The following is a 23218-nucleotide window of genomic DNA, read 5'->3' as shown; positions in this document are numbered from 1 at the left end:
TAAGGTCATCACTCTTATAACGAGCAATAATAAGAGGAAAATATGACGACACCTGCTCTATCTCATCCTTCCCTATTGCCACTGGATGGTGGTATTAACTTTCGTGATCTCGGTGGTAACGTCGTTGCAGATGGCCGGCGTATTAAGCGCGGGTTATTGTTTCGTTCAGGATCACTTGACCGTTTGAGCACCAAAGATTGTGCTGTTCTTAGCAGCGGCTCTGTCGCTCAAATCCTTGATTACCGCGATGCGGATGAAGTTCAGGCTAAGCCCGATATTGTGTGGCAAGGTGCCAGTTATCACAATATTCCAGCCAACCCCCTCAGCAGTGAAGTTAACGCCAATCTGGAAAAACTGACTAACGAGACGTTAGCAACATTTGATGCCAGAGCATTCATGTTAGAGCTGTACCGTCGCCTGCCATTTAATAATCAAGCTTATAAACAGTTAGTCAGTTTGCTACAAAATAGTGCTTCACCAGAGCATGCCGCTGCTGGCGTGGTACAGCATTGTGCCGTCGGGAAAGACCGTACTGGAGTGGGTTCGGCTTTGGTGTTGTTTGCTTTAGGCGCTGATGAATCGACGGTATTGGAAGATTACCTGTTGACTGAAACAACACTGGCACCTTTCCGTGAACATATGCTGGCGGAACTGGCACTAAAATTAAACGCCCAGGCGCTAGGGCAGTTTGCATTTGTTTTATCGGCCCGTGAAGAATTCATCCAAACCGCACTGCGCAGTATTCAAGAGCGCTATGGTAGCCGCGAGCAATGGCTACAGCAGGAATTTGGTCTTGGCAGCATTGAGCGCGAAAAGTTGCAGTCATATTTCCTGGAATAATTATTTCCCAAGAGAGTAATCTTCTCATTTCTTCTGTATTGAGCCACCACTAAGTGGCTCTTTTTAACCGCTTAATGATGCAAACTACCACTTAACCAGTTCGCTGATATTTCTCTTAGGGAGCAGGCGTATGTTAACGCCTGACAAATTCCCTGGAGAGAATGCTCATGCAACATGCGATTACCTTTGTTATCGCCTCCGCCTGTATCCTTACGATCTGCTACCGTTTATACGGTATCTTTTTTGTTCGTAAGGTTCTGCGCGTCGATGACAGTGAAGTAACACCTTCCCACACCTTTGAAGATGGTAAAGATTACGTTCCAACTAAAAAATGGGTGAACTTTGGTAGCCACTTTGCAGCCATTGCTGCGGCTGGCCCCTTGGTTGGCCCTGTGTTGGCGGCCCAGTATGGTTATTTACCCGGCTTCCTGTGGTTATTGATTGGTTGTGTTATCGGCGGTGCCGTTCACGATACCGTTGTTCTGTTCGCTTCGATGAAACATCAGGGTAAATCTCTATCTGAAGTGGCTAAATCAGAACTCGGGCCAGTCGCGGGCTGGTGTACCGGTCTGGCAATGCTATTTATCATTACGATTACTATGGCCGGGTTATCAATGGTTGTAGTACATGCGCTGGAACGTAACCCTTGGGGTACTTTCGCGGTGTTCATGACAATCCCTATCGCGATTTGTGTTGGTTTATGGGAGCGCATGACCGGCAGCATGAAAGGGGCTTCTTATGTCGGTATCGCCGCTATTATGGTGTGCGTGTTTGTCGGCCCATATATCGAACACACCTGGCTTGGCGAATGGCTCATGTTGAAAGCCGATACCGTCAGTATCATTCTTCCAATGTATGCTTTCTTCGCTACGGCTCTACCTGTCTGGATGTTATTGACCCCTCGCGGTTATCTCTCCAGCTTTATGAAAATTGGCGTATTCGGTGCACTGATTGTTGGCGTTGTATTTATTAACCCTGAAATTCAATTCCCAGCAGTAACACAGTTTATCCACGGCGGTGGCCCGGTTCTGGCTGGCCCCGTTTGGCCGTTTATTTCTATTACTATTGCTTGTGGCGCTATTTCTGGTTTCCACGCCTTTATTGGTTCAGGTACTACACCAAAACAGATCGATAAATGGAGTGATATCTTACCCGTTGGTTTTGGTGCGATGCTGGCCGAATGTATGGTTGGGGTTATGGCTCTGATCGCTGCAACCTCGCTACATCCTGCTGACTACTTTGCTATTAACTCATCTGCCGAAGCCTGGAGCGCACTCGGTATGGATGTGGTTAATCTGCCAAAACTGAGCGAAGAAATTGGTTTGGACTTGTATGGACGTACCGGTGGTGCCGTGACTCTTGCCGTCGGTATGACAGATATTTTCATTCGTGTTCCGTGGTTTAGCAGCATGGCCGCCTACTTCTTCCAGTTTGTCGTGATGTTTGAAGCGGTGTTTATCCTGACAGCAGTTGACTCGGGTACTCGTGTTGCTCGCTACCTGCTGCAAGATTTCCTGGGCGATATCTGGGCTCCACTAAAACGTACTGATTGGTTACCGGGTACATTAGCATGTAGTGTTATTGCTTGTGCTCTGTGGGGTTACCTCCTTAACTCCGGTGATATCAACTCAGTCTGGGCGCTGTTCGGTGTATCAAATCAGCTAATGGCTTCTGTTGGTTTGATTATCGGTGCCACTATTATTCTGCGTCTGGCAACCAAACGGATTTACATGCTGACTTGCGTGATTCCATTGGCTTACCTGTTTGTCACCGTAAACTATGCTGGTTACTGGATGATCACCCATGTGTACTTCAATTCAGCAGCGAAAGGTTACAACCTGTTTAATGGCATCATCTCTATCATCATGATGACACTGGGTGTCATTATCCTGATATCAGCACTGAAGAAATGGCGTGAGCTGTGGATTCGCAGATCAGCCGAGATGGCAGGCAATAAGGCAGTCACTGCCAACGCCTGATATCTCTGACATTCCAAATTCAGAGCATTAACCCTTTCAAACGGCCAGAATCTTCTGGCCGTTTATTTTTTGTTGAGCCAAGACCGCGACACATTGAGTATGCTGGTAGCCACTTTTATCAAAAACAGGAAAACGCGTGTGACTTTGAATGACGTCATTACTACCATTACCGATTTTGTGCGCAACCATGAAGTGTGGGCCATGCCAATTGTGTTTTTTCTGGCTTTTGGCGAATCACTCGCCTTTCTTTCACTGTTATTGCCCGCAACGGTAATTTTGCTTGGTCTGGGAGCATTAATTGGCGAAAGTGGTATTCCTTTCTGGCCAATCTGGGGCGCTGCTGCCGCTGGCGCTTTCTTTGGTGATTGGCTCTCTTACTGGATTGGTGTCCACTACAAAGATCGTGTCGGTACCCTATGGCCACTTTCTCGCAACCCGCAATTACTCGTGCGCGGACATGCTTTCTTTGAGCGCTGGGGGTTCTTTGGCGCATTTATTGGTCGTTTCTTTGGCCCTTTACGTGCGGTTGTCCCTTTAGTTGCCGGCATTTGTGCAATGCCTAAGCGTTATTTCCAACTAGCTAATATCACCTCCGCCTTAATTTGGGCATTTGGTATTTTGGCTCCGGGGGCATTTGGTATTCAATGGCTTTCTCACTGGATGGATTAAACACATGAGCGCCACGCTGGTTGCCAACAGATGCCTGTTTTAACCTATTTTCCGATAGGAAAGTGAGTGAATTTTGAACTGCGTATTATTTATGCGAACAGCTTCGCAATGTGGCATGTAACGGAAAAACACTCTGGACATCCATACAGTATCCCCTTACCTTGACTGGCAGTAGGTTAATGGGGAGATAACCGTGGATATCAGTTTATTTTATGGCCTTGGAGGCTGCCTGGTTGGTGGGCTTATAGGTTGGCTAATTGCCAGTCTGTATCAACAGCGGGCTAGAGCACAACAAGATATCGAGCGGCGTTTACTGGAGCAGGCTATGCAGCAGGCTCAACAGAATGTCGCAGAGTTACAGGCAGTTCAGCAGCGCAATGAACAGCAATTACGGCAAAATGAATTAGAGCAGCGCAATTTGCACAGCCAGCTAGCGGGAAATGCCGAGAAACTCCAACAGCTAGCGCATTGGCGCAATGAATGCGACCAGCTTAATCAGGAATTACGTGCGCAACGGGAAGTGAATAGTGCTCAAGAGGCTGAATTGCGCGAAGTGACTATTCGCTTGGAAGAAACGCGACTGGCCGCAGAGGAAAAACAGCGTCTGTTGCTTAACAGTGAACAGCGTCTGACCGCTCAATTTGAAAATCTGGCGAACCGCATTTTTGAACAAACTGGTCGCCGGGCAGATGAACAAAATAAGCAGAGTCTGGATCGTCTGTTGTTACCTTTACGGGAACAACTAGATGGTTTTCGCAAGCAGGTTCAGGATAGTTTTGGGCAAGAAGCCCGTGAACGGCATACGTTGACCCACGAAATTCGCAGCCTGCAACAACTTAATGCTCAAATGGCGCGGGAAGCACTTAACCTGACCAAAGCCCTCAAAGGGGATAACAAAACCCAGGGAAACTGGGGTGAGGTCGTTTTAGCGAAGGTACTTGAAGCGTCAGGCTTACGTGAGGGTTATGAGTATCAAACCCAGGTTAGCGTCAAAATCGATAGCAATAGCCGTATGCAGCCAGATGTCATTGTGCGTTTACCGCAGGGTAAAGATGTTGTTATTGACGCTAAAATGTCGCTAGTGGCTTACGAACGCTATTTCAATAGCGAGGATGATGTAGCGCGGGAAATGGCATTGAATGAGCATTTATCCTCGTTGCGCAGTCATATAAAAATGCTAGGTCGCAAAGATTATCAGCAGCTTCCCGGTTTACGTTCTCTCGATTACGTATTGATGTTTATTCCTGTTGAGCCTGCCTTTTTGGTGGCAATTGATCGCCAACCGGAATTGATAAGTGAAGCGCTACAACACAATATTATGTTGGTTAGCCCGACAACATTGCTGGTGGCTCTACGCACTATTACCAATTTATGGCGATACGAACATCAAAGCCAGAATGCACAGCGAATCGCTGATAAAGCAGCAAAACTTTATGACAAACTGCGCTTATTTGTTGACGATATGGAGTCATTGGGGCAAAGCCTCGATAAAGCACAACTAAGTTATCGTCAGGCAATGAACAAACTGTCGCAAGGCCGTGGTAACCTGATTGGGCAAGTAGAAGGTTTTCGCACTTTGGGGGTCGAGGTAAAACGGCCTATCAGCCCTTTGCTGGCAGAAAAAGCCAGTGCGGAGCATCAACCAGAGGGTGATTTGACTCTATCCGATGATGCAGAATCAGATGATCCTGCACCGCTGAAGTATCAGAGTTAGTTGCACGTTCCTCTTCTGCATGATGTTGGGAAAGCTGCGATTAAGCAGTTTGCTTAATACCAGGTGAGGTGGGGCTTTCATCGGAGTTCTGGTACACTTCCTCGAAAGATTGACTGAAAAGCAGGCATAGAAAATGGTAGATCAGGAGAAGGAAACCACTCATTTTGGTTTCCGCACCGTAGCCAAAGAACAAAAAGAAGGCATGGTGGCAGAAGTTTTTCATTCCGTAGCAGCTAAATACGATCTGATGAATGACCTGATGTCGTTCGGCGTCCATCGTATTTGGAAGCGTTTTACCATTGATTGTAGCGGCGTGCGTCGCGGTCAACGGGTCTTGGATCTTGCTGGTGGTACAGGCGATTTGACTGCCAAGTTCTCCCGTTTGGTAGGTGAGCAGGGTGAGGTGGTTCTGGCGGACATCAACGAATCTATGTTGCGTATGGGGCGTGGAAAGCTACGTGACAAAGGTATCGTTGGTAATGTTAGTTATGTTCAGGCCAATGCCGAATCTTTACCTTTTCCTGAAAATTACTTTGACTGCATTACCATTTCATTTGGTTTAAGAAACGTTACTGAAAAAGAAAAGGCACTGCGCTCAATGTTTCGGGTATTAAAGCCCGGAGGCCGTTTACTGGTTCTTGAGTTCTCTAAGCCACTTCTGGAACCTTTAAGTAAAGCCTATGATGCTTACTCCTTCCATATTTTGCCTAAGATTGGTGAGCTTGTGGCACAGGACTCTGAAAGTTACCGCTATTTAGCTGAGTCTATTCGGATGCACCCCGACCAAGAAACACTGAAGGGCATGATGATGGATGCCGGGTTTGAAAACGTAACCTATTCCAATTTAACCGGTGGCATTGTTGCGTTACATCGGGGCTTTAAGTTCTGACAGGAATATGGCTATGCCGTTAAAATCACTGATATTAAAACCTTTTTTATTGAAGCCAATGCTGCTGGCACCACTCATAACGGCTGTATTAGAAACGTCGCTAAATAGTGTGCTATTTCGCGATAACAGTATGAAAGCCGCGCGGTTGCGTCTGGTAGGGAAAGTTCTACGCATCGAATTGAATGAGATGAATTTTCCCTTGCTATTAGTATTCAGTGAACGGCAGATCGATATTTTGACCCAATGGGATGGTGAAGCAGACTGTATCGTTAAAACGAATGTTGCGGTGTTAGCAAAACTGCGAGATCGCCAACAGCTTTCACCTTTGATGCGTTCTGGCGAGTTGATTGTCGAGGGTGATATCCAGGTCGTTCAGCAACTCGTTGCGCTCTTGGAGCTTGCCGAGTGGGAGCCTGCGGAGTGGTTAGCGCCGTATATTGGCGATATAGCAGCAGAAACCGTCGGTCAGGCAATTCATAACAGTGCCCGTTTTTTAAGGAAACAGGTATGCCAGCAGCAGCATTATCTGGCCGAAGCTATCACTGAAGAATGGAAAATGGCCCCAGCCCCGCTTGAGGTAGTGTGGTTTAACGAAGAAGTTGATGCCACTTCCCGCGCAATAGAAGTTTTGAGCACCAGATTGGCAACTATGGAGACAAAACAATGACGCCAGGAGAACTTCGGCGCCTGTATCTAATCATTCGGGTTTTCTTAAGCTACGGACTGGATGAATTAATTCCGAATATACGTTTGACGTTACCTTTACGTATTGGTCGTCATCTATTTTTCTGGTTGCCCAATCGCCATAAAGATATGCCTTTGGGTGAGCGTTTGCGCCTCGCCTTGCAGGAGTTAGGGCCTGTCTGGATCAAATTTGGCCAAATGATGTCAACCCGACGTGACCTATTTCCGCCAACTATTGCTGATCAACTGGCTTTATTACAGGATAGAGTTGCCCCATTTGATGGCGCACTCGCGCGAAAACACATTGAGATAGCAATGGGTGGGCCATTAGAAACATGGTTTGACGATTTTGAACAAGAGGCTTTGGCCTCCGCCTCTATTGCCCAGGTACATACGGCGCGTTTAAAAGAGAATGGTCAGGAAGTTGTGCTCAAAGTGATTCGTCCTGATATTCTGCCAATTATTAAAGCTGATGTGCGGTTGATGTATCGCCTGGCGGGATGGGTGCCGAAACTATTACCTGATGGCCGCAGATTGCGGCCGCGGGAAGTGGTGCGTGAATATGAAAAAACGCTATTGGATGAGCTAAATTTACTGCGAGAAGCGGCGAACGCCATTCAATTGCGCCGTAATTTTGAAGATAGCCCAATGCTCTACATTCCCGAGGTTTATTCCGATTATTGTCGAGAAAGCGTATTGGTGATGGAGCGGATTTACGGTATTCCGGTATCTGACATTGCAGCTCTTGAAGATCAAGGCACCAATATGAAGCTGCTGGCTGAACGCGGGGTTCAAGTCTTCTTCACTCAAGTTTTCCGTGACAGTTTTTTCCACGCAGATATGCACCCTGGGAATATTTTCGTCAGCTATGAGCATCCCCATGATCCACTCTATATCGGTATTGATTGTGGTATTGTCGGTTCACTGAATAAAGCCGATAAACGTTATCTTGCGGAAAACTTTATTGCTTTCTTTAATCGGGATTATCGGCGGGTTGCAGAGCTGCATGTTGATTCTGGCTGGGTTCCTCGTGATACCAATGTTGAAGATTTTGAATTCGCTATCCGTACCGTCTGTGAACCTATTTTTGAAAAGCCGCTAGCCGAAATATCCTTTGGCCATGTGTTATTGAATCTCTTTAACACTGCCCGCCGCTTTAATATGGAAGTGCAGCCGCAGTTAGTTTTGCTGCAAAAAACTTTGTTGTATGTCGAAGGCTTAGGGCGTCAACTTTATCCTCAGCTTGACCTTTGGACGACAGCCAAGCCTTTCCTGGAAAGCTGGCTGCGAGACCAAGTCGGGTTGCCTGCGGTTATTCGTGCATTGAAAGAAAAAGCACCATTCTGGGCTGAAAAATTTCCTGAGCTGCCAGAGCTTGTGTATGACAGTTTGCAGCAGCACAAATTATTACAACAAAGTGTCGATAAACTCACAACGCAAATGCAATGCCAGCAGCAACGCCAAGGCCAATCACGGTATTTGTTCGGCGTTGGCGCTACACTATTAGTCAGTGGTACTATTTTCTTTCTGGCTGGTGCTATGGAAGCCTCTACAGGGCTTGTCATCGCGGGTGTATTGGCTTGGTTTCTCGGTTGGCGGCGAACAGGCTAACTTATTTATTGTTCGTAATTCCGAGTTTTGAGTTATTACATGACTTAGGTGTGATGTAACAATTCTTCAGGAAGAGATAATTTTCATGAAGAGCTATGCGTTAGTTCATAATGCGGTAAGTTAGATCAGTATCCATAGAGCCAGTATGCCGTATAATGCGCTTCTCTGTGGAATAACCCTTTTATATAGAGGTGAATGTAATGGGCGGTATAAGCATTTGGCAGTTATTAATCATTGCCGTGATCGTTGTTCTGTTGTTTGGCACTAACAAACTGCGGACATTAGGGTCAGATTTGGGTGCATCCATCAAAGGCTTTAAAAAAGCGATTGGTGATGACACACAAACGCCTCCAACCAATGTCGATAAAACCAGTAATGATGCTGATTTTGCGAAATCGATTACTGAAGTACAGCAGCCGGTCGTGAAAGCTGAAGAGTCTAAGTCTAAGAGTCACGACAAAGAGCAGGGATAAGCTGTGTTCGACATCGGGTTTAGTGAACTGCTACTGATTCTTGTGATCGGTCTGGTCGTCCTTGGGCCGGAACGGTTGCCCGTAGCGGTAAGAACTGTCGCAGGCTGGATTCGTACATTGCGTTCACTTGCCGCAACCGTGCAGAATGAGTTGGCGCAAGAATTAAAGCTGCAAGAATTGCAAGACAGCTTGAAGAAAGCAGAGCAGGCAGGTTTACAAAATCTAACGCCGGAATTAAAGGCGTCAATGGATGAGCTTAAAGAAGCCGCTGAAGCACTTAAACGCTCTTACAGTGCAGATATTGGCTCGAAAGACCCCCATACTATCCATAATCCATTAGTGACTGAACCTGAAGCGATTCATGATGGGGTTACGCCAGCCGAGTCTGCCACTCAGGTTTCTGCTGCGCCACAGGTTCCCGGTACTCATTATGTCGAAGCTGTTCAACCAATTGCGGAGGCAGTTTCTGTTCATGTCGAGCAACCTGTGGTTGAGGCTGGTGAGTTGATTAAACCTACTCCTACCGCCAAAAGGGAGCCTGTGCATATTGTGGATATCTCTGTCATCAAGCCGCAATCGGCTGCAACTGATGCCCGTGGCACCGAGTCTCTCAGTGCTGACAAACCTCGTATTCACCCAACTGGCGGCGATCGGTAAACATGGCTGTTGATGATACCCAACCTCTTATCACTCATCTGATAGAACTGCGTAAGCGGTTATTGAACTGCATAATCACCATTTTGGTGGTTTTTCTGGTATTGGTGTTTTTTGCCAATGATATTTATCACCTGGTATCAGCACCGTTAATCAAACAGCTGCCTGCTGGCTCCAGTATGATCGCAACTGATGTTGCATCACCTTTCTTTACTCCGATTAAGTTAACCATGATGGTCTCGGTGTTTGTCTCTGCGCCGATGATCCTCTATCAGGTTTGGGCATTTATTGCCCCTGCGTTGTATAAACATGAACGTCGCCTGATGGTTCCGTTGTTGATATCCAGTAGTTTGTTGTTTTACCTGGGAATGGCCTTTGCCTACTTTATTGTTTTCCCGCTGGCATTTGGTTTTTTCGCCAAAACCGCGCCGGAAAGCGTGCTTATCGCAACGGATATCACCAAGTATCTTGATTTCGTCATGGCGCTCTTTATGGCTTTTGGTATCTCTTTTGAAGTGCCAATCGCGATAATCCTATTGTGTTGGGCGGGTGTAACAACGCCAGAGGCATTAAAGAAGAAGCGTCCTTATGTGTTTGTGGGGGCTTTTGTGGTCGGGATGCTTCTTACGCCTCCTGATGTCTTGTCGCAAACACTTTTGGCTATCCCAATGTATCTGCTATTTGAGATAGGGGTGTTCTTTGCTCGTTTCTATACCGGTAAACAGCGCCGCGCAGATATTGAGGAAGAGGATGAAGAAGCAAACAACTATCCGAAAGTGCCATAAATAGAGACCTTGCTAGATCTACAAAATGTAGGGAATAAGCATACGACAGTATGTGATTAGCGCGACTTAAACACTGTTTGCCGCAGCCTCATAGAGGCAAAATCTATTGATGGGTCGAGTACTGCAAACCGTCAGCAAATCAGCAACCTGAACGATGGCAGGTATATGCTTGGATGTTTTAGCCACCTGGTAGGGCGGCTTCTGTTTTGGAACGCATATGTTTGATATTGGTGTGAATTTAACCAGCTCACAGTTTGCAAAAGATAACCAGTTGGTGGTTGATCGGGCAAGAGATGCAGGAGTTACCGGTATGCTTATTACCGGCACTGATGCTGAAGAAAGTCAGGCCGCTCTTGCCTTGGCTGTTAAATATCCAGGTTACTGTTGGTCGACTGCCGGTGTTCATCCCCATCAGGCGAGCAGTTGGCAAACCAGTGTTGAGCAGCAGGTTCGCGCTCTAGCCGCCAACCCCTCGGTGGTGGCTATTGGTGAGTGTGGGCTGGATTTTAACCGCAATTTCTCTACTCCCGCAGAACAGGAAATAGCTTTTACTGCACAGCTAGCCTTGGCTGCTGAGCTTTCCTTGCCGGTATTTTTGCATTGCCGGGAGGCTCACGAACGCTTCATCACTCTACTTTCGCCTTGGCTAGATAAAATCCCTGCTGCTGTCGTGCATTGTTTTACCGGTTCAGGTGATGAATTAGATGCTTGCTTGGCATTAGGTTTATCTATTGGTATCACCGGTTGGGTTTGCGATGAGCGCCGTGGCCTTGAACTGAGAGCATTGCTGCCCCGAATTCCTGTCCAGCAATTGTTGCTGGAAACTGACGCACCCTATTTGTTGCCAAGGGATTTGCACCCTAAACCTGCATCTCGTCGCAATGAACCCTGCTTTTTGCCCCATATTGTCCAGCAGGTGGCTGTCTGGCGAGAAGAAGACCCTACATGGCTGGGGCAGAAGAGTGATGAAAACGCCCGCCGGATCTTCCGGTTGGTTTGAGTTAGGAGAACAAGATGAGTTATGCATTTCCGGGCACCTTTCCTGGTCGCCGTATGCGCCGTGTGCGTCGTCATGATTTCAGCCGTCGTCTGGTTGCTGAAAATCAACTGACCGTAAACGACCTGATTTATCCGGTTTTTGTCATGGAGGGTGTTAATCAGCAGCAAGCTGTTTCTTCCATGCCGGGCGTCTCACGCATGACAATTGACCTGCTAGTGAAAGAGGCAGAGGCCATTGCCAAACTTGGTGTGCCGGTTATCTCGTTATTTCCGGTTATTGAGTCTGGCTTGAAGTCATTACATGCGGAAGAAGCTTACAACCCAAATGGTCTGGTGCAGCGAACCGTTCGTGCCTTAAAAGATGCAGTGCCGGAGCTAGGCATTTTGACCGATGTTGCTCTCGACCCTTACACAACGCATGGACAAGACGGCGTCATTGATGCTGACGGTTATGTCATTAATGACATTACTAAAGAGATTTTAGTCCGCCAGGCGTTATCTCATGCTGAGGCCGGGGCAGAGATTGTTGCTCCTAGCGACATGATGGATGGCCGTATCGGGGCTATTCGCGATCAGTTCGAACTGCAAGGGCTGGTTAACACGCAAATTATGGCGTATTCAGCGAAATATGCCTCTTGCTACTACGGTCCATTCCGCGATGCGATTGGTTCCAGCAGCAATTTGAAAGGAGGTAATAAAAAAACCTATCAAATGGACCCGGCCAATAGTGATGAAGCGTTGCAAGAAATCGCTCAGGACTTGCAGGAAGGGGCAGACATGGTAATGGTCAAGCCGGGTATGCCTTATCTGGATGTGATCCGCCGCGTGAAAGATACCTTTGGTGTTCCTACTTTTGCCTATCAGGTGTCTGGGGAATATGCCATGCACATGGCAGCTTTCCAGAATGGTTGGTTGCAAGAGAAACCGACGGTGATGGAGTCATTATTGTGCTTTAAGCGGGCAGGTGCGGACGGGGTGTTAACCTATTTCGCCAAACAAGTTGCGCAATGGTTGCATGACGATAAAATGCAGCGTTAAGTCAGCAAAGTAAATAGCCCCGAGCTAAGTGCAACAGGTACCTCGGGCTATTTAATTGTTTATTGCTCTTCAGTTTCTTGCAGCTAATATATTATTGTTTTTCAAACTGACGATTATCCAGACTTTGCATAATCTGGCTATTTAGCATATTTAGCAGCAGCATTGAGCGCGCTTCGCCGTCGGGTTCTGTATATATTGCCTGCAGTCCGGCAAAAACCCCCTCTGTAATAGTAACGATATCGCCGGTTACAGGGACTTCTGGGGCAATTATTTTATCCGCAGCATGAGACTGCATATCTGTAATGACGATGGCTGGGATCACGGCAGGTTGTGCACCAAAACGGACGAAATGGCTTACGCCACGGGTAGCACTGATGGTTGTGGTATGGATATGTTCTGAATCAAATTCCACAAACAGATAATTTGGGAATAAAGCCTCAGTCGTCTTAATTCGTTTTCCACGCACTATCTTTTCGATAGTGGCAATTGGTGTCCAGCAGTTCACTGCTTGTCGTTCCAAGTGCTCTTTAGCGCGCAGAAGCTGACCGCGTTTACAATATAATAAATGCCAATGTTTCATAATCTCACATACCTTTAAGTGCTACCCGGCAGCATATCAAAAGCAGGGGGATATATATAGTGAGCCGAAATGTATCATTTGGTATATATAGTTTTTTATACAAAAGGTTAGTTCATTCTTTCGCAAAAAAACCAGATTTAAGCTGATGATAAATAGCCGCATGATATTTTTTTAGAGTGAACCTGCGTCAATTTTAACAAAAAGACAGCAACTGCTATAAAGACAGCCTATAATGGCGCATCCCTTAGCCGACGAAATGATCAGCATGAAATACCGTGACTTACGCGACTTCCTCTCGTTGCTGGAACAGAGGGGCGAGCTTAAACGTATTAGCCAACCCATTGATCCTTACCTGGAAATGACAGAAATTGCCGACCGTACCTTGCGTGCCGGTGGGCCTGCGTTACTTTTTGAGAATCCAAAGGGCTACAGTATGCCTGTGCTGTGCAATCTGTTTGGTACTGCCAAACGCGTTGCTATGGGAATGGGGCAAGAAGATGTCAGCGCGCTGCGTGATGTTGGTAAATTGTTGGCTTTCCTAAAAGAGCCTGAGCCTCCAAAAGGTTTCCGTGATTTATACGATAAGTTACCGAAATTTAAGCAAGTATTGAATATGCCGACCAAATGCGTTAGCTCGGCCCCCTGCCAGGAGCAAGTCTGGCAAGGTGATGATGTCGATCTAAGCCGCATTCCGGTCATGCATTGCTGGCCTGAGGATGCTGCTCCATTGGTATCCTGGGGGTTGACTATTACCCGAGGCCCGCACAAAGAGCGGCAGAACCTGGGTATTTATCGCCAACAGGTGTTAGGCAAAAACAAACTCATTATGCGCTGGTTATCCCACCGTGGTGGTGCCCTGGATTATCAGGAATGGTGTGAAACTCACCCCGGTGAACGTTTCCCGGTAGCGGTAGCGCTGGGAGCTGATCCTGCCACCATTTTAGCGGCGGTCACTCCGGTACCCGATACACTGTCTGAATATGCCTTTGCTGGTTTGTTGCGTGGGCATAAGACTGAAGTGGTGAAGTGTCTTTCCAACTCACTTGAAGTTCCCGCGAGTGCAGAAATTGTATTGGAAGGATATATTGAGCAGGGTGATATGGCACCGGAAGGCCCTTATGGTGACCATACAGGCTATTACAATGAGATTGATAGTTTCCCCGTGTTTACCGTCACACATATTACACAGCGTAAAGACGCAATTTATCATTCTACTTATACTGGTCGCCCGCCGGATGAGCCTGCTGTGCTCGGGGTTGCACTTAATGAAGTGTTCGTGCCCATCCTGCAAAAGCAATTTCCGGAAATTGTTGATTTTTACCTGCCGCCAGAAGGGTGCTCGTATCGGCTGGCTGTTGTGACCATCAAGAAGCAGTATGCGGGCCATGCCAAACGCGTGATGATGGGCGTTTGGTCGTTTTTACGCCAGTTTATGTATACCAAATTTGTTATTGTTTGTGATGATGATATTAATGCTCGTGATTGGAATGACGTTATTTGGGCGATTACTACCCGCATGGATCCATCCCGCGATACGGTATTAATTGAGAATACCCCGATAGATTATTTGGATTTCGCCTCACCGGTTTCCGGTTTAGGATCGAAAATGGGGCTGGATGCCACCAATAAATGGCCCGCTGAGACTCAGCGTGAGTGGGGGCGTCCCATTAAAATGGATGAAGCCGTTCGCACCCGCATTGATGCTATTTGGGATGAACTCGCCATTTTCAGTGACAAAGAGACGAAACGCTAACCGGCGTCGGCTTTGTCCTTAGTTTTGCATTTGATGACCCGACAGAGGGAAGGCATGACAACTTTAAGCTGTAAAGTAACCTCCGTAGAGGCCATTACCGATACGGTGTACCGGGTGCAATTAGTCCCTGCATCTGCTTTTTCTTTCCGTGCCGGGCAGTATTTGATGGTAGTTATGGATGAGCGTGATAAGCGCCCATTCTCTATGGCCTCCACGCCGTTGCAGCAAGATTTTATTGAGCTACATATTGGAGCCTCAGAGCTAAATCTCTACGCAATGGCGGTGATGGACAGGATTTTGAAAGAAAAAACGCTGGATGTGGACATCCCTCATGGTGAGGCGTGGTTCCGTGAAAACAGCACCCGGCCATTGGTTTTGATAGCAGGCGGTACGGGTTTTTCCTACGCGCGCTCTATCTTGCTGGCTGCATTGGCAGAGCAAGCCGATCGCGAAGTCTCCATCTATTGGGGGGGGCGTGAAGCGGTACACTTATACGATTTAAGCGAGCTTGAAGCGCTGTCGATTCAGTATCCGCAGCTAAAAGTCATTCCTGTGGTGGAGCAACCGGAAGACGGTTGGCGTGGCCGAATCGGCACCGTATTGAGTGCGGTGTTACAAGATTATGGCTCGCTTGCTGAGCAGGATATCTATATTGCCGGTCGTTTTGAAATGGCGAAGATTGCCCGAGAGCGTTTTTGTGCCGAGCGCGGTGCGCTGGAAGCGCATATCTATGGTGATGCTTTCGCTTTTATCTAAGTAAAACGGCAGATAAAAAAGCCCGCCCCTGACAGGCGGGAAAACGGCAACTAAACTCCGGTAACAGGGCCTGTATTCAGGCCCTTAATATTTTGCAGATTCGTTATACACGTTCAAAAACAGTAGCGATGCCCTGACCTAAACCAATGCACATGGTTGCCAGGCCGAATTGCACGTCGCGGCGCTCCATCAGATTGAGCAACGTGGTTGAGATTCGCGCTCCTGAACAGCCTAAGGGATGGCCGAGTGCAATGGCTCCCCCGTTCAGGTTCACTTTGTCATCCATGCTCTCCAGCAAACCCAAACCTTTCAGGCAAGCCAGTGATTGAGCGGCAAACGCTTCGTTTAATTCGAATAAACCAATATTTTCGAGCTTAAGACCGGCACGTTTTAATGCCAGTTGGCTGGCCGGTACTGGGCCATAACCCATAATCGATGGGTCACAACCAACGACTGCCATTGAGCGAATTCTGGCTCGCGGGGTTAAACCCAATGATTTTGCGCGGGATTCGCTCATGATAAGCATCGCAGAGGCACCATCGGAAAGTGCTGATGAGGTTCCTGCCGTCACAGTACCATTCACCGGATCAAAGGCTGGGCGCAGAGCGGCCAAACCAGCAATATTGGTTTCAGGGCGAATAACTTCATCAAAATCAAAACGTTTCAGTATGCCATCAGCGTCATGGCCATTGGTGGCGACAATCTCTTTGGAAAAATGGCCCGCCTGAGTCGCAGCATAAGCGCGCTGATGGGAGCGCACCGCAAATTCATCTTGCGACTGGCGGCTGATATTGTGGATTTTTGCCAACATTTCAGCGGTCAATCCCATCATTCCAGCAGCTTTAGCCACCGTTCGGCCCATGCCCGGATGGAAATCCACGCCGTGGTTCATCGGCACATGGCCCATATGTTCCACGCCACCAATCAAACTGATTTGCGCATCACCCACCATGATAGCTCTGGCACCATCATGCAACGCCTGCATTGAGGAACCGCACAGGCGGTTAACCGTAACCGCGGGCACGTTATGGGGAATTTCTGCCAGTAAAGAGGCATTTCGGGCAATGTTAAAGCCCTGCTCCAGAGTCTGCTGCACACAACCCCAATAGATATCGTCGATTTCGGCGGCATTCAGCTTAGGGTTACGGCTTAAGACTTCACGCATTAAGTGAGCGGAGAGATCTTCAGCCCGAACCTGACGGAATGCGCCCCCTTTGGAGCGGCCCATTGGTGTACGGACGGCATCAATAATGACTACATTTTCCATGTTTTCAGGCCTCATGCCGGTTGACGGGTAGAAACATCAAGCAGCGCTGCTGCCACAGGATAATAGGTTTCGTTATGTTCAGCTTTGGCTCTCAGCCCTGCGGGGACGTGGTACAACGCGCCAAGGTGAGCATAACGCTGGGCCATTTCGACATAGTTTGTACTGCCGATAGTATCGAGATAACGGAAGATACCGCCGTGGAACGGCGGAAAACCAAGGCCATACACCAGCGCCATATCGCCTTCAGCCGGGCTGGCAATAATGCCTTCTTCCAGGCAGCGCACCACTTCATTGATCATCGGGATCATGGTGCGGGCAATGATATCGTCGTCGCTAAATTTCTGTGTGGGTTGGCTGACGGTTGCCAGTAAGGTATCAACCTGCTCGTCGTTCTCTTTGCGCGGTTTACCTTTTGCATCCTGCGTATAACGATAGAAGCCCTGGCCGCTTTTCTGACCAAATCGCTGGTTATCGAACATCACGTCGACCGCATCGCGATAATCTTTATTCATGCGTTCCGGGAAACCGATGGCCATGACCGCTTGTGCATGGTGTGCGGTATCAATCCCCACCACATCCAGCAGATAAGCAGGGCCCATCGGCCAACCAAACTGTTTTTCCATCACTTTATCAATTTGGCGGAAGTCCGCACCGTCTCTGACCAACATGCCAAACCCCGCCAGATACGGGAATAAGACGCGGTTAACAAAGAAGCCTGGGCAATCATTCACCACAATCGGCGTTTTACCCATTTGTGTAGCGTATGCCACTACAGAAGCTATAGTCTTATCTGAGGTTTTTGCGCCCCGAATAATCTCAACCAACGGCATCCGGTGTACCGGATTGAAGAAATGCATTCCGCAGAAGTTTTCTGGCCGTTTAAGTGATTTTGCGAGTTGGCCGATCGGGATTGTAGAGGTGTTGGAGGCTAAAACGGTATCTTCACCGATTAGTGCTTCAACTTCAGCCAGGACAGTCGCTTTTACTTTTGGATTTTCTACCACTGCTTCCACGATGATTTGAGCGCGTTCAATACCCGTGTAATCAAGCGTTGGTCGGATGGTTGCCAGAATGTTAGCCATCTTCATGCCATCCACTTTGCCTCGTTCTAACTGCTTATTCAGTAATTTGGCGGCTTCATTCATTCCCAGAGTCAGGGATTTGTCATTAATATCCTTCATAATGATCGGCACACCTTTCAGCGCCGATTGATAGGCAATCCCTCCGCCCATAATTCCGGCACCCAGCACCGCAGCCTGCTTAGGTGCGCTGACCCCTTTGGACAGTTTTTTAGCCTGCGCTTTAACAAACTGGTCATTGAGGAAAATTCCCACCAATGCGCGAGCTTCATTTGAACCTGCCAATGGCACAAAACTGTTAGTCTCCAGCTTCAATGCCTCAGTGCGGCCAAGTTTCGCAGCGGCTTCAATGGTTTTAACCGCCGTCATCGGTGCAGGATAGTGTTTTCCTGCCACTTGCATGACCATGCTTTTGGCAATGGTAAAGCACATCGCGGCTTCTGTTGAATTGAGTTTCAGTGGGTCAAGTTTCGGTTGACGGGCTGCCTGCCAGTCAAGTTTACCGTCAATAGCCTGTTTCAACATGACTAGAGCGGCATCGGCCAGTTTCTCTGGTGCTACGATGGCATCAACCAACCCAACTTTTAACGCCTCTTTGGCAATAATATCTTTGCCCGCAGCGATAATTTCCAACGCACTGTCAGCGCCTAACAATCGCGGTAAGCGAACTGAACCGCCAAAGCCCGGCATGATACCGAGTTTGGTTTCTGGCAGGCCAATACGTGCCTCTGGTGAGGCCACGCGAAAATCTGTTGCTAAAATACATTCACATCCGCCACCTAGCGCGTAACCATTGATCGCGGCAATAGTTGGAACCGGCAGGTCTTCCAGTCGATTGAAAATATCATTGGCGAAAACCAGCCACTGATGCAGCTTTTCTGGCGGGGCATTAAACAGGGACAGAAACTCGGTAATATCGGCACCGACAATAAAGGCTGCTTTGGCGGAGCGCAGTAACAACCCTTTGAGTTCACTTTGTTTTTCTAATACAGAAAGGGCTTCACCCAAGTTGGCTACGGTTTTGGTATCCAGCTTATTAACTGAACCCGGCGCATCAAACACCAACTCGGCAATACCATCTTCCAACCAGTGAAGCTGTAGTGTTTCGCTTTGGTAGAGCATATCTATCTCCTGAATAAGCGCATGTGATCTGGTATGACCAGATATTCAGGAAGTGTGATTATTTTGTTAATGAATTGCAAATAAGAGATTGTTTTTTTGCAGCGAAGATCACAGTCAAAAGCGAGTGCTAATTGATTATTATCATATTTATTCGTGGCAATTTGAGTAGATGAATATGAGGTTCACCACCGGCCGCAACGTATTTGATTGATCGATATATGGTCGTCGAAACATGCTTTCAGCGACTATGATAAGATGAAAAAAATTCAGTTCTAATAGCAAAGGGTACTGTGATGGAAACGCTGGCTTCTTTATATAACGAACATTTATCCACCCTACAACAGCGCACCCGTGATGTGCTGGAACGCCATCAGTTAGACGCTTTACTGATTCATTCCGGTGAGTTACAACGTATTTTTCTCGATGACCGTGACTATCCTTTTAAAGCCAATGCGCAGTTCAAAGCTTGGGTGCCGGTCACTCAAGTACCAAACTGTTGGTTATGGGTAGATGGTGTAAATACACCAAAGTTATGGTTCTACTCTCCCGCTGATTATTGGCACTGTGTTGAGCCGCTACCAGACAGTTTCTGGACTCAAGCGATTGATATTCAACCATTGGCAAACGCTAATGATATTGCACAACTGTTACCGACACAGCGTGACCGTGTGGCCTACATTGGCTATGTGCAGCATCGTGCGCAGGCTCTAGGTTTCAGTGCTGAAAACATTAACCCGCAGCCTGTGCTGGATTACCTTCACTATTACCGCTCCTATAAAACTGATTATGAGCTGGCGTGTATGCGCGAAGCACAAAAGACTGCGGTTGTCGGCCATCGTGCTGCGCATGAAGCATTCCAATCTGGGATGAGTGAGTTCGATATCAATTTGGCCTATCTGATGGCTACCGGTCATCGTGATACTGATGTCCCTTACGATAATATTGTTGCGCTGAATGAACACTCGGCGGTACTCCACTACACCACCTTGCAGCATCAGCCTCCAGCCGAACTACGCAGCTTCCTGATTGATGCGGGTACTGAATATAACGGCTATGCTGCTGACTTGACCCGTACCTATGCCGCAGATAGTGAAAACGACTTTGCTGCATTGATCAAAGACCTGAATACTGAGCAGATTGAGCTGATCAAAACCATTAAAAGTGGTGAGCGCTACACCGATTATCATGTTCAGATGCATCAACGTATTGCGAAGTTACTGCGCACTCATAATCTGGTCACCGGTATCAGCGAAGAGGCGATGGTTGAACAAGGCATCACCTGTCCGTTCCTGCCACACGGCTTGGGTCATCCGCTTGGGTTGCAAGTGCATGATAGTGCAGGTTTTATGCAAGACGACAGAGGAACCCATTTAGCTGCACCAGCCAAATATCCTTATCTACGTTGTACCCGCATTCTGCAACCGCGTATGGTGCTGACCATTGAGCCGGGTCTCTACTTCATCGAGTCTCTACTTGCGCCGTGGCGTAGTGGCGAGTTCAGTAAGCATTTCAATTGGGATCGTATTGACGCGCTGAAGCCTTATGGTGGTATTCGTATAGAGGACAATATCGTTATTCATGATCATCGGGTTGAGAATATGACGCGTGATCTGAAACTGGCCTGATGCAGCCTTATTTGATACCTGCGATACCGGTGACGAGCAGCGAAGAGATTAAAAAAAGTCGTTTCATCACCTTACTGGCTCATACCTGTGGGGTGAATGATGCGAAAAGTTTTATTCAGCAGGTAAAGCAGCAGCATCCCACAGCCCGGCATCATTGCTGGGCTTTTGTTGCCGGAGCACCGACAGATTCACAACAGCTCGGTTTTTCCGATGATGGTGAGCCATCCGGGACGGCGGGCAAACCCATTCTGGCCCAATTAATGGGCAGTCATATCGGTGAAGTTACCGCTGTTGTGGTGCGTTACTATGGGGGTATCAAGCTGGGTACCGGTGGGTTGGTTAGGGCATACGGTAGCGGTGTACAGCAGGCGTTAACGCAGATTGAAGTAAAGTATAAAGTCCCACAGTTAGAATATACTTTGCAGTGTGACTATGCGCAGCTTGCGATGGTAGAGATGTTATTACAGCAGGTTGACGGCCAGGTTTTACAGAGTGAATATGCGGAATTCGTGACGCTTCATCTCTCTTTACCAGCAAGGCAGGCCAGTCAGGTCGGTGATAAATTGCGTGATCTCAGCCGTGGCACGTTGCAATTAGCGCCCATTTCGCAATAATCCCCATCCAAGTGAATTGCTAAGGAACGTGCCGGAATGCATTTTCGTGCCATAACCCGTATTGTTGGTCTGCTGGTCATCCTATTCTCCGGAACAATGTTTATTCCCGGACTGGTGGCATTGATCTATCGTGATGGCGCTGGACGTGCCTTCAGCGAAACCTTTTTTGTTGCTCTGGCGATTGGCCTCTTTCTTTGGCTACCGAATCGAAAGCAGAAGCATGAGCTAAAACCCCGTGAGGGCTTTTTAATCGTCGTGCTATTCTGGACGGTGCTGGGCAGCGTCGGAGCATTACCTTTTTTATTCTCAGAGCGCCCGAACCTTTCGCTAACTGATGCCTTCTTTGAATCATTCTCCGGGCTGACCACTACCGGAGCGACCACGCTGGTGGGGCTGGATTCACTGCCTAAAGCAATACTATTCTATCGACAAATGCTGCAATGGCTCGGTGGCATGGGGATCATTGTGCTGGCGGTGGCAATCCTGCCTATTTTGGGCGTTGGGGGAATGCAGCTCTATCGGGCGGAAATGCCCGGCCCGCTGAAAGACAATAAAATGCGGCCTCGCATTGCTGAAACCGCTAAAACGCTGTGGCTCATCTATGTCTTGCTGACCATTGCCTGTGCGCTTTCTTTGTGGGGAGCTGGGATGTCAGTATTTGATGCTATTTCTCACAGTTTCTCAACAATCGCGATTGGCGGTTTTTCTACCCATGATGCCAGTATCGGCTACTTTAACAGCCCGACCATCAACACCATTATTGCTGTCTTCTTACTGATTTCTGGTTGTAACTTTGGTTTGCACTTTGCGGTATTGAGTGGGCGCAGTTTAAAAGTCTATTGGCGTGACCCCGAATTCCGCATGTTCATTGTTGTGCAATTGACGCTGGTTATCGTTTGTACCTTGGTGCTTTGGTACCATAATGTCTATAAATCCGGTTTAGAAACGGTGAATCAGGCGTTTTTCCAAGTAGTATCAATGGCGACGACGGCGGGCTTCACTACTGACAGTATTTCCAAATGGCCGTTGTTCCTGCCGATACTCTTATTATGCTCTGCTTTTATAGGCGGCTGCGCGGGTTCTACCGGTGGCGGCCTGAAAGTCATTCGTATTCTGTTGCTCTACCTGCAAGGTTCGCGCGAGTTAAAACGATTGGTACACCCGAACGCGGTCTATACCATCAAACTAGGGCGGCGAGCATTGCCGGAACGGATACTGGAAGCCGTGTGGGGGTTCTTCTCCGCGTACGCTCTGGTATTCATTATCAGCATGTTGGCGATTGTCGCGACTGGTGTTGATGAATTTTCTGCTTTTGCGGCGGTGACCGCGACACTGAACAACCTTGGCCCAGGTTTGGGTGTCGTCGCGGACAACTTCACCTCAATGAACCCGGCCGCCAAGTGGATATTGGTGATAACAATGCTATTTGGCCGGTTAGAAGTTTTCACCTTGCTGGTTCTTTTCACCCCAACATTCTGGCGTGAATAACTCTGCATAAGGAACATTGCAATGAAAGCCCTTATTCTTTACTCCAGCCGAGATGGCCAAACGCAAGCCATTGCTTCTTATATAGCTAAACAATTATCGGCGGTGGCCACCTGCAAAATACAGGATCTATCGCAGGTGGGGCAAATCGATTTAAGCCAATACCAACAAGTCATGATTGGTGCCTCTGTGCGTTATGGCCACTTCAATTCGGTATTGAGTAAATTCGTCAATAAACACGTTGAACAGCTAAATCAGATGCCGAGTGCATTCTTTGCAGTGAATCTGACAGCGCGTAAGCCAGAAAAACGTTCCCCACAAACGAATGCCTATGTTCGCAAGTTCTTACTCAGCACGCCGTGGCAACCCACGTTATGCACGGTATTTGCGGGAGCTCTGCGTTATCCTCGCTATTGTTGGATAGATAGAGTCATGATTCAGCTTATTATGCGCATGACCGGCGGAGAAACAGATACCAGTAAAGAAGTTGAATATACGGATTGGCAGCAGGTAAGCGGTTTTGCTCAGGATTTCTCTGCATTACAGTACGAAAAGTAGCATTAATGCTGATTATCACAGCAAATCGTTGAAATAAAACACGG

The 23218-nt window shown here is 47.8% G+C and carries 21 protein-coding genes; 18 read left to right on the top strand and 3 right to left on the bottom strand.

Annotated elements, in window-relative coordinates:
- Positions 1–42: 42 nt before the first annotated feature.
- From YALDO0001_RS13355 to hemB, 12 genes are all read left to right on the top strand, one after another.
- A complete protein-coding gene (locus YALDO0001_RS13355; RefSeq protein WP_042840047.1) occupies positions 43–840 on the top strand; it encodes a tyrosine-protein phosphatase in 798 nt (265 codons plus the stop codon).
- Between the two features lie 167 nt (positions 841–1007).
- Complete coding sequence (locus YALDO0001_RS13350) at positions 1008–2819, top strand: carbon starvation CstA family protein (protein ID WP_004703925.1); 1812 nt, start codon at positions 1008–1010, stop codon at positions 2817–2819.
- A 138-nt stretch (positions 2820–2957) separates the two neighbouring features.
- Positions 2958–3488: a DedA family protein gene (locus YALDO0001_RS13345; RefSeq protein ID WP_042547166.1), complete on the top strand. Its 531-nt coding sequence runs from the start codon at positions 2958–2960 to the stop codon at positions 3486–3488.
- A 193-nt stretch (positions 3489–3681) separates the two neighbouring features.
- A complete protein-coding gene (gene rmuC / locus YALDO0001_RS13340) occupies positions 3682–5202 on the top strand; it encodes a DNA recombination protein RmuC (RefSeq protein WP_004703923.1) in 1521 nt (506 codons plus the stop codon).
- A 133-nt stretch (positions 5203–5335) separates the two neighbouring features.
- Complete coding sequence (gene ubiE, locus YALDO0001_RS13335; RefSeq protein ID WP_004703922.1) at positions 5336–6091, top strand: bifunctional demethylmenaquinone methyltransferase/2-methoxy-6-polyprenyl-1,4-benzoquinol methylase UbiE; 756 nt, start codon at positions 5336–5338, stop codon at positions 6089–6091.
- Between the two features lie 13 nt (positions 6092–6104).
- The gene (gene ubiJ, locus YALDO0001_RS13330) at positions 6105–6758 is read left to right on the top strand and encodes a ubiquinone biosynthesis protein UbiJ (protein ID WP_042840045.1); all 654 of its coding nucleotides are present in this window, start codon (positions 6105–6107) and stop codon (positions 6756–6758) included.
- Positions 6755–8386 (top strand): ubiquinone biosynthesis regulatory protein kinase UbiB, encoded by a 1632-nt coding sequence (ubiB, locus tag YALDO0001_RS13325; RefSeq protein ID WP_042840044.1) that lies wholly within the window; start codon positions 6755–6757, stop codon positions 8384–8386. Before ubiJ ends, ubiB begins: the two co-directional genes overlap by 4 nt.
- 200 nt (positions 8387–8586) lie before the next feature.
- Positions 8587–8859: a Sec-independent protein translocase subunit TatA gene (gene tatA / locus YALDO0001_RS13320; protein ID WP_004703919.1), complete on the top strand. Its 273-nt coding sequence runs from the start codon at positions 8587–8589 to the stop codon at positions 8857–8859.
- Between the two features lie 3 nt (positions 8860–8862).
- Positions 8863–9516 carry a Sec-independent protein translocase protein TatB gene (gene tatB, locus YALDO0001_RS13315; protein ID WP_042840042.1) on the top strand — a complete coding sequence of 218 codons (654 nt, stop codon included), beginning with the start codon at positions 8863–8865 and terminating at the stop codon, positions 9514–9516.
- A gap of 2 nt (positions 9517–9518) precedes the next feature.
- Positions 9519–10298 (top strand): Sec-independent protein translocase subunit TatC, encoded by a 780-nt coding sequence (tatC, locus tag YALDO0001_RS13310; RefSeq protein WP_004703917.1) that lies wholly within the window; start codon positions 9519–9521, stop codon positions 10296–10298.
- 217 nt (positions 10299–10515) lie between these two features.
- On the top strand, positions 10516–11298 hold the full coding sequence (gene tatD / locus YALDO0001_RS13305) for a 3'-5' ssDNA/RNA exonuclease TatD (protein ID WP_004703916.1): 783 nt from the start codon (positions 10516–10518) through the stop codon (positions 11296–11298).
- A gap of 14 nt (positions 11299–11312) precedes the next feature.
- Positions 11313–12335 (top strand): porphobilinogen synthase, encoded by a 1023-nt coding sequence (gene hemB / locus YALDO0001_RS13300; RefSeq protein ID WP_004703915.1) that lies wholly within the window; start codon positions 11313–11315, stop codon positions 12333–12335.
- Positions 12336–12426: 91 nt separating this feature from the next.
- On the opposite strand, the gene rfaH is transcribed toward hemB, so the two are convergent.
- Positions 12427–12915: a transcription/translation regulatory transformer protein RfaH gene (gene rfaH, locus YALDO0001_RS13295; RefSeq protein WP_004703914.1), complete on the bottom strand. Its 489-nt coding sequence runs from the start codon at positions 12913–12915 to the stop codon at positions 12427–12429.
- A gap of 256 nt (positions 12916–13171) precedes the next feature.
- On the opposite strand from rfaH, the gene ubiD reads away from it, so the two are divergent.
- Both ubiD and fre read left to right on the top strand, forming a co-directional pair.
- Positions 13172–14668 (top strand): 4-hydroxy-3-polyprenylbenzoate decarboxylase, encoded by a 1497-nt coding sequence (gene ubiD, locus YALDO0001_RS13290; RefSeq protein WP_042840061.1) that lies wholly within the window; start codon positions 13172–13174, stop codon positions 14666–14668.
- 54 nt (positions 14669–14722) lie between these two features.
- On the top strand, positions 14723–15424 hold the full coding sequence (gene fre, locus YALDO0001_RS13285) for an NAD(P)H-flavin reductase (RefSeq protein ID WP_004703912.1): 702 nt from the start codon (positions 14723–14725) through the stop codon (positions 15422–15424).
- 103 nt (positions 15425–15527) lie between these two features.
- Here fre and fadA read toward each other — a convergent pair whose 3' ends face one another.
- Together fadA and fadB are read right to left on the bottom strand one after the other, a co-directional pair.
- The gene (gene fadA, locus YALDO0001_RS13280; protein WP_004703911.1) at positions 15528–16691 is read right to left on the bottom strand and encodes an acetyl-CoA C-acyltransferase FadA; all 1164 of its coding nucleotides are present in this window, start codon (positions 16689–16691) and stop codon (positions 15528–15530) included.
- 11 nt (positions 16692–16702) lie between these two features.
- The gene (gene fadB, locus YALDO0001_RS13275; protein WP_004703910.1) at positions 16703–18892 is read right to left on the bottom strand and encodes a fatty acid oxidation complex subunit alpha FadB; all 2190 of its coding nucleotides are present in this window, start codon (positions 18890–18892) and stop codon (positions 16703–16705) included.
- A 293-nt stretch (positions 18893–19185) separates the two neighbouring features.
- Between fadB and pepQ the strand changes: the two genes are divergently transcribed.
- The 4 genes from pepQ to hemG are packed head-to-tail and all read left to right on the top strand — an operon-like array spanning position 19186 to position 23174.
- Positions 19186–20517: a Xaa-Pro dipeptidase gene (gene pepQ / locus YALDO0001_RS13270; RefSeq protein ID WP_004703909.1), complete on the top strand. Its 1332-nt coding sequence runs from the start codon at positions 19186–19188 to the stop codon at positions 20515–20517.
- Complete coding sequence (locus tag YALDO0001_RS13265) at positions 20517–21131, top strand: IMPACT family protein (RefSeq protein ID WP_042547154.1); 615 nt, start codon at positions 20517–20519, stop codon at positions 21129–21131. The genes pepQ and YALDO0001_RS13265 overlap by 1 nt, the downstream gene beginning before the upstream one ends.
- Before the next feature lie 36 nt (positions 21132–21167).
- Positions 21168–22619, top strand: a complete 1452-nt coding sequence (gene trkH, locus YALDO0001_RS13260) for a Trk system potassium transporter TrkH (protein ID WP_004703908.1) — start codon at positions 21168–21170, stop codon at positions 22617–22619.
- Positions 22620–22640: 21 nt separating this feature from the next.
- Positions 22641–23174, top strand: a complete 534-nt coding sequence (gene hemG, locus YALDO0001_RS13255; protein WP_004703907.1) for a menaquinone-dependent protoporphyrinogen IX dehydrogenase — start codon at positions 22641–22643, stop codon at positions 23172–23174.
- The last annotated feature ends 44 nt before the right edge of the window (positions 23175–23218 follow it).

The organism is Yersinia aldovae ATCC 35236 (genome assembly GCF_000173735.1).
Lineage (GTDB): Bacteria > Pseudomonadota > Gammaproteobacteria > Enterobacterales > Enterobacteriaceae > Yersinia > Yersinia aldovae.
Note: the sequence above shows the minus strand (reverse complement) of the source record. Positions and strands in the feature narration are given on the sequence as shown.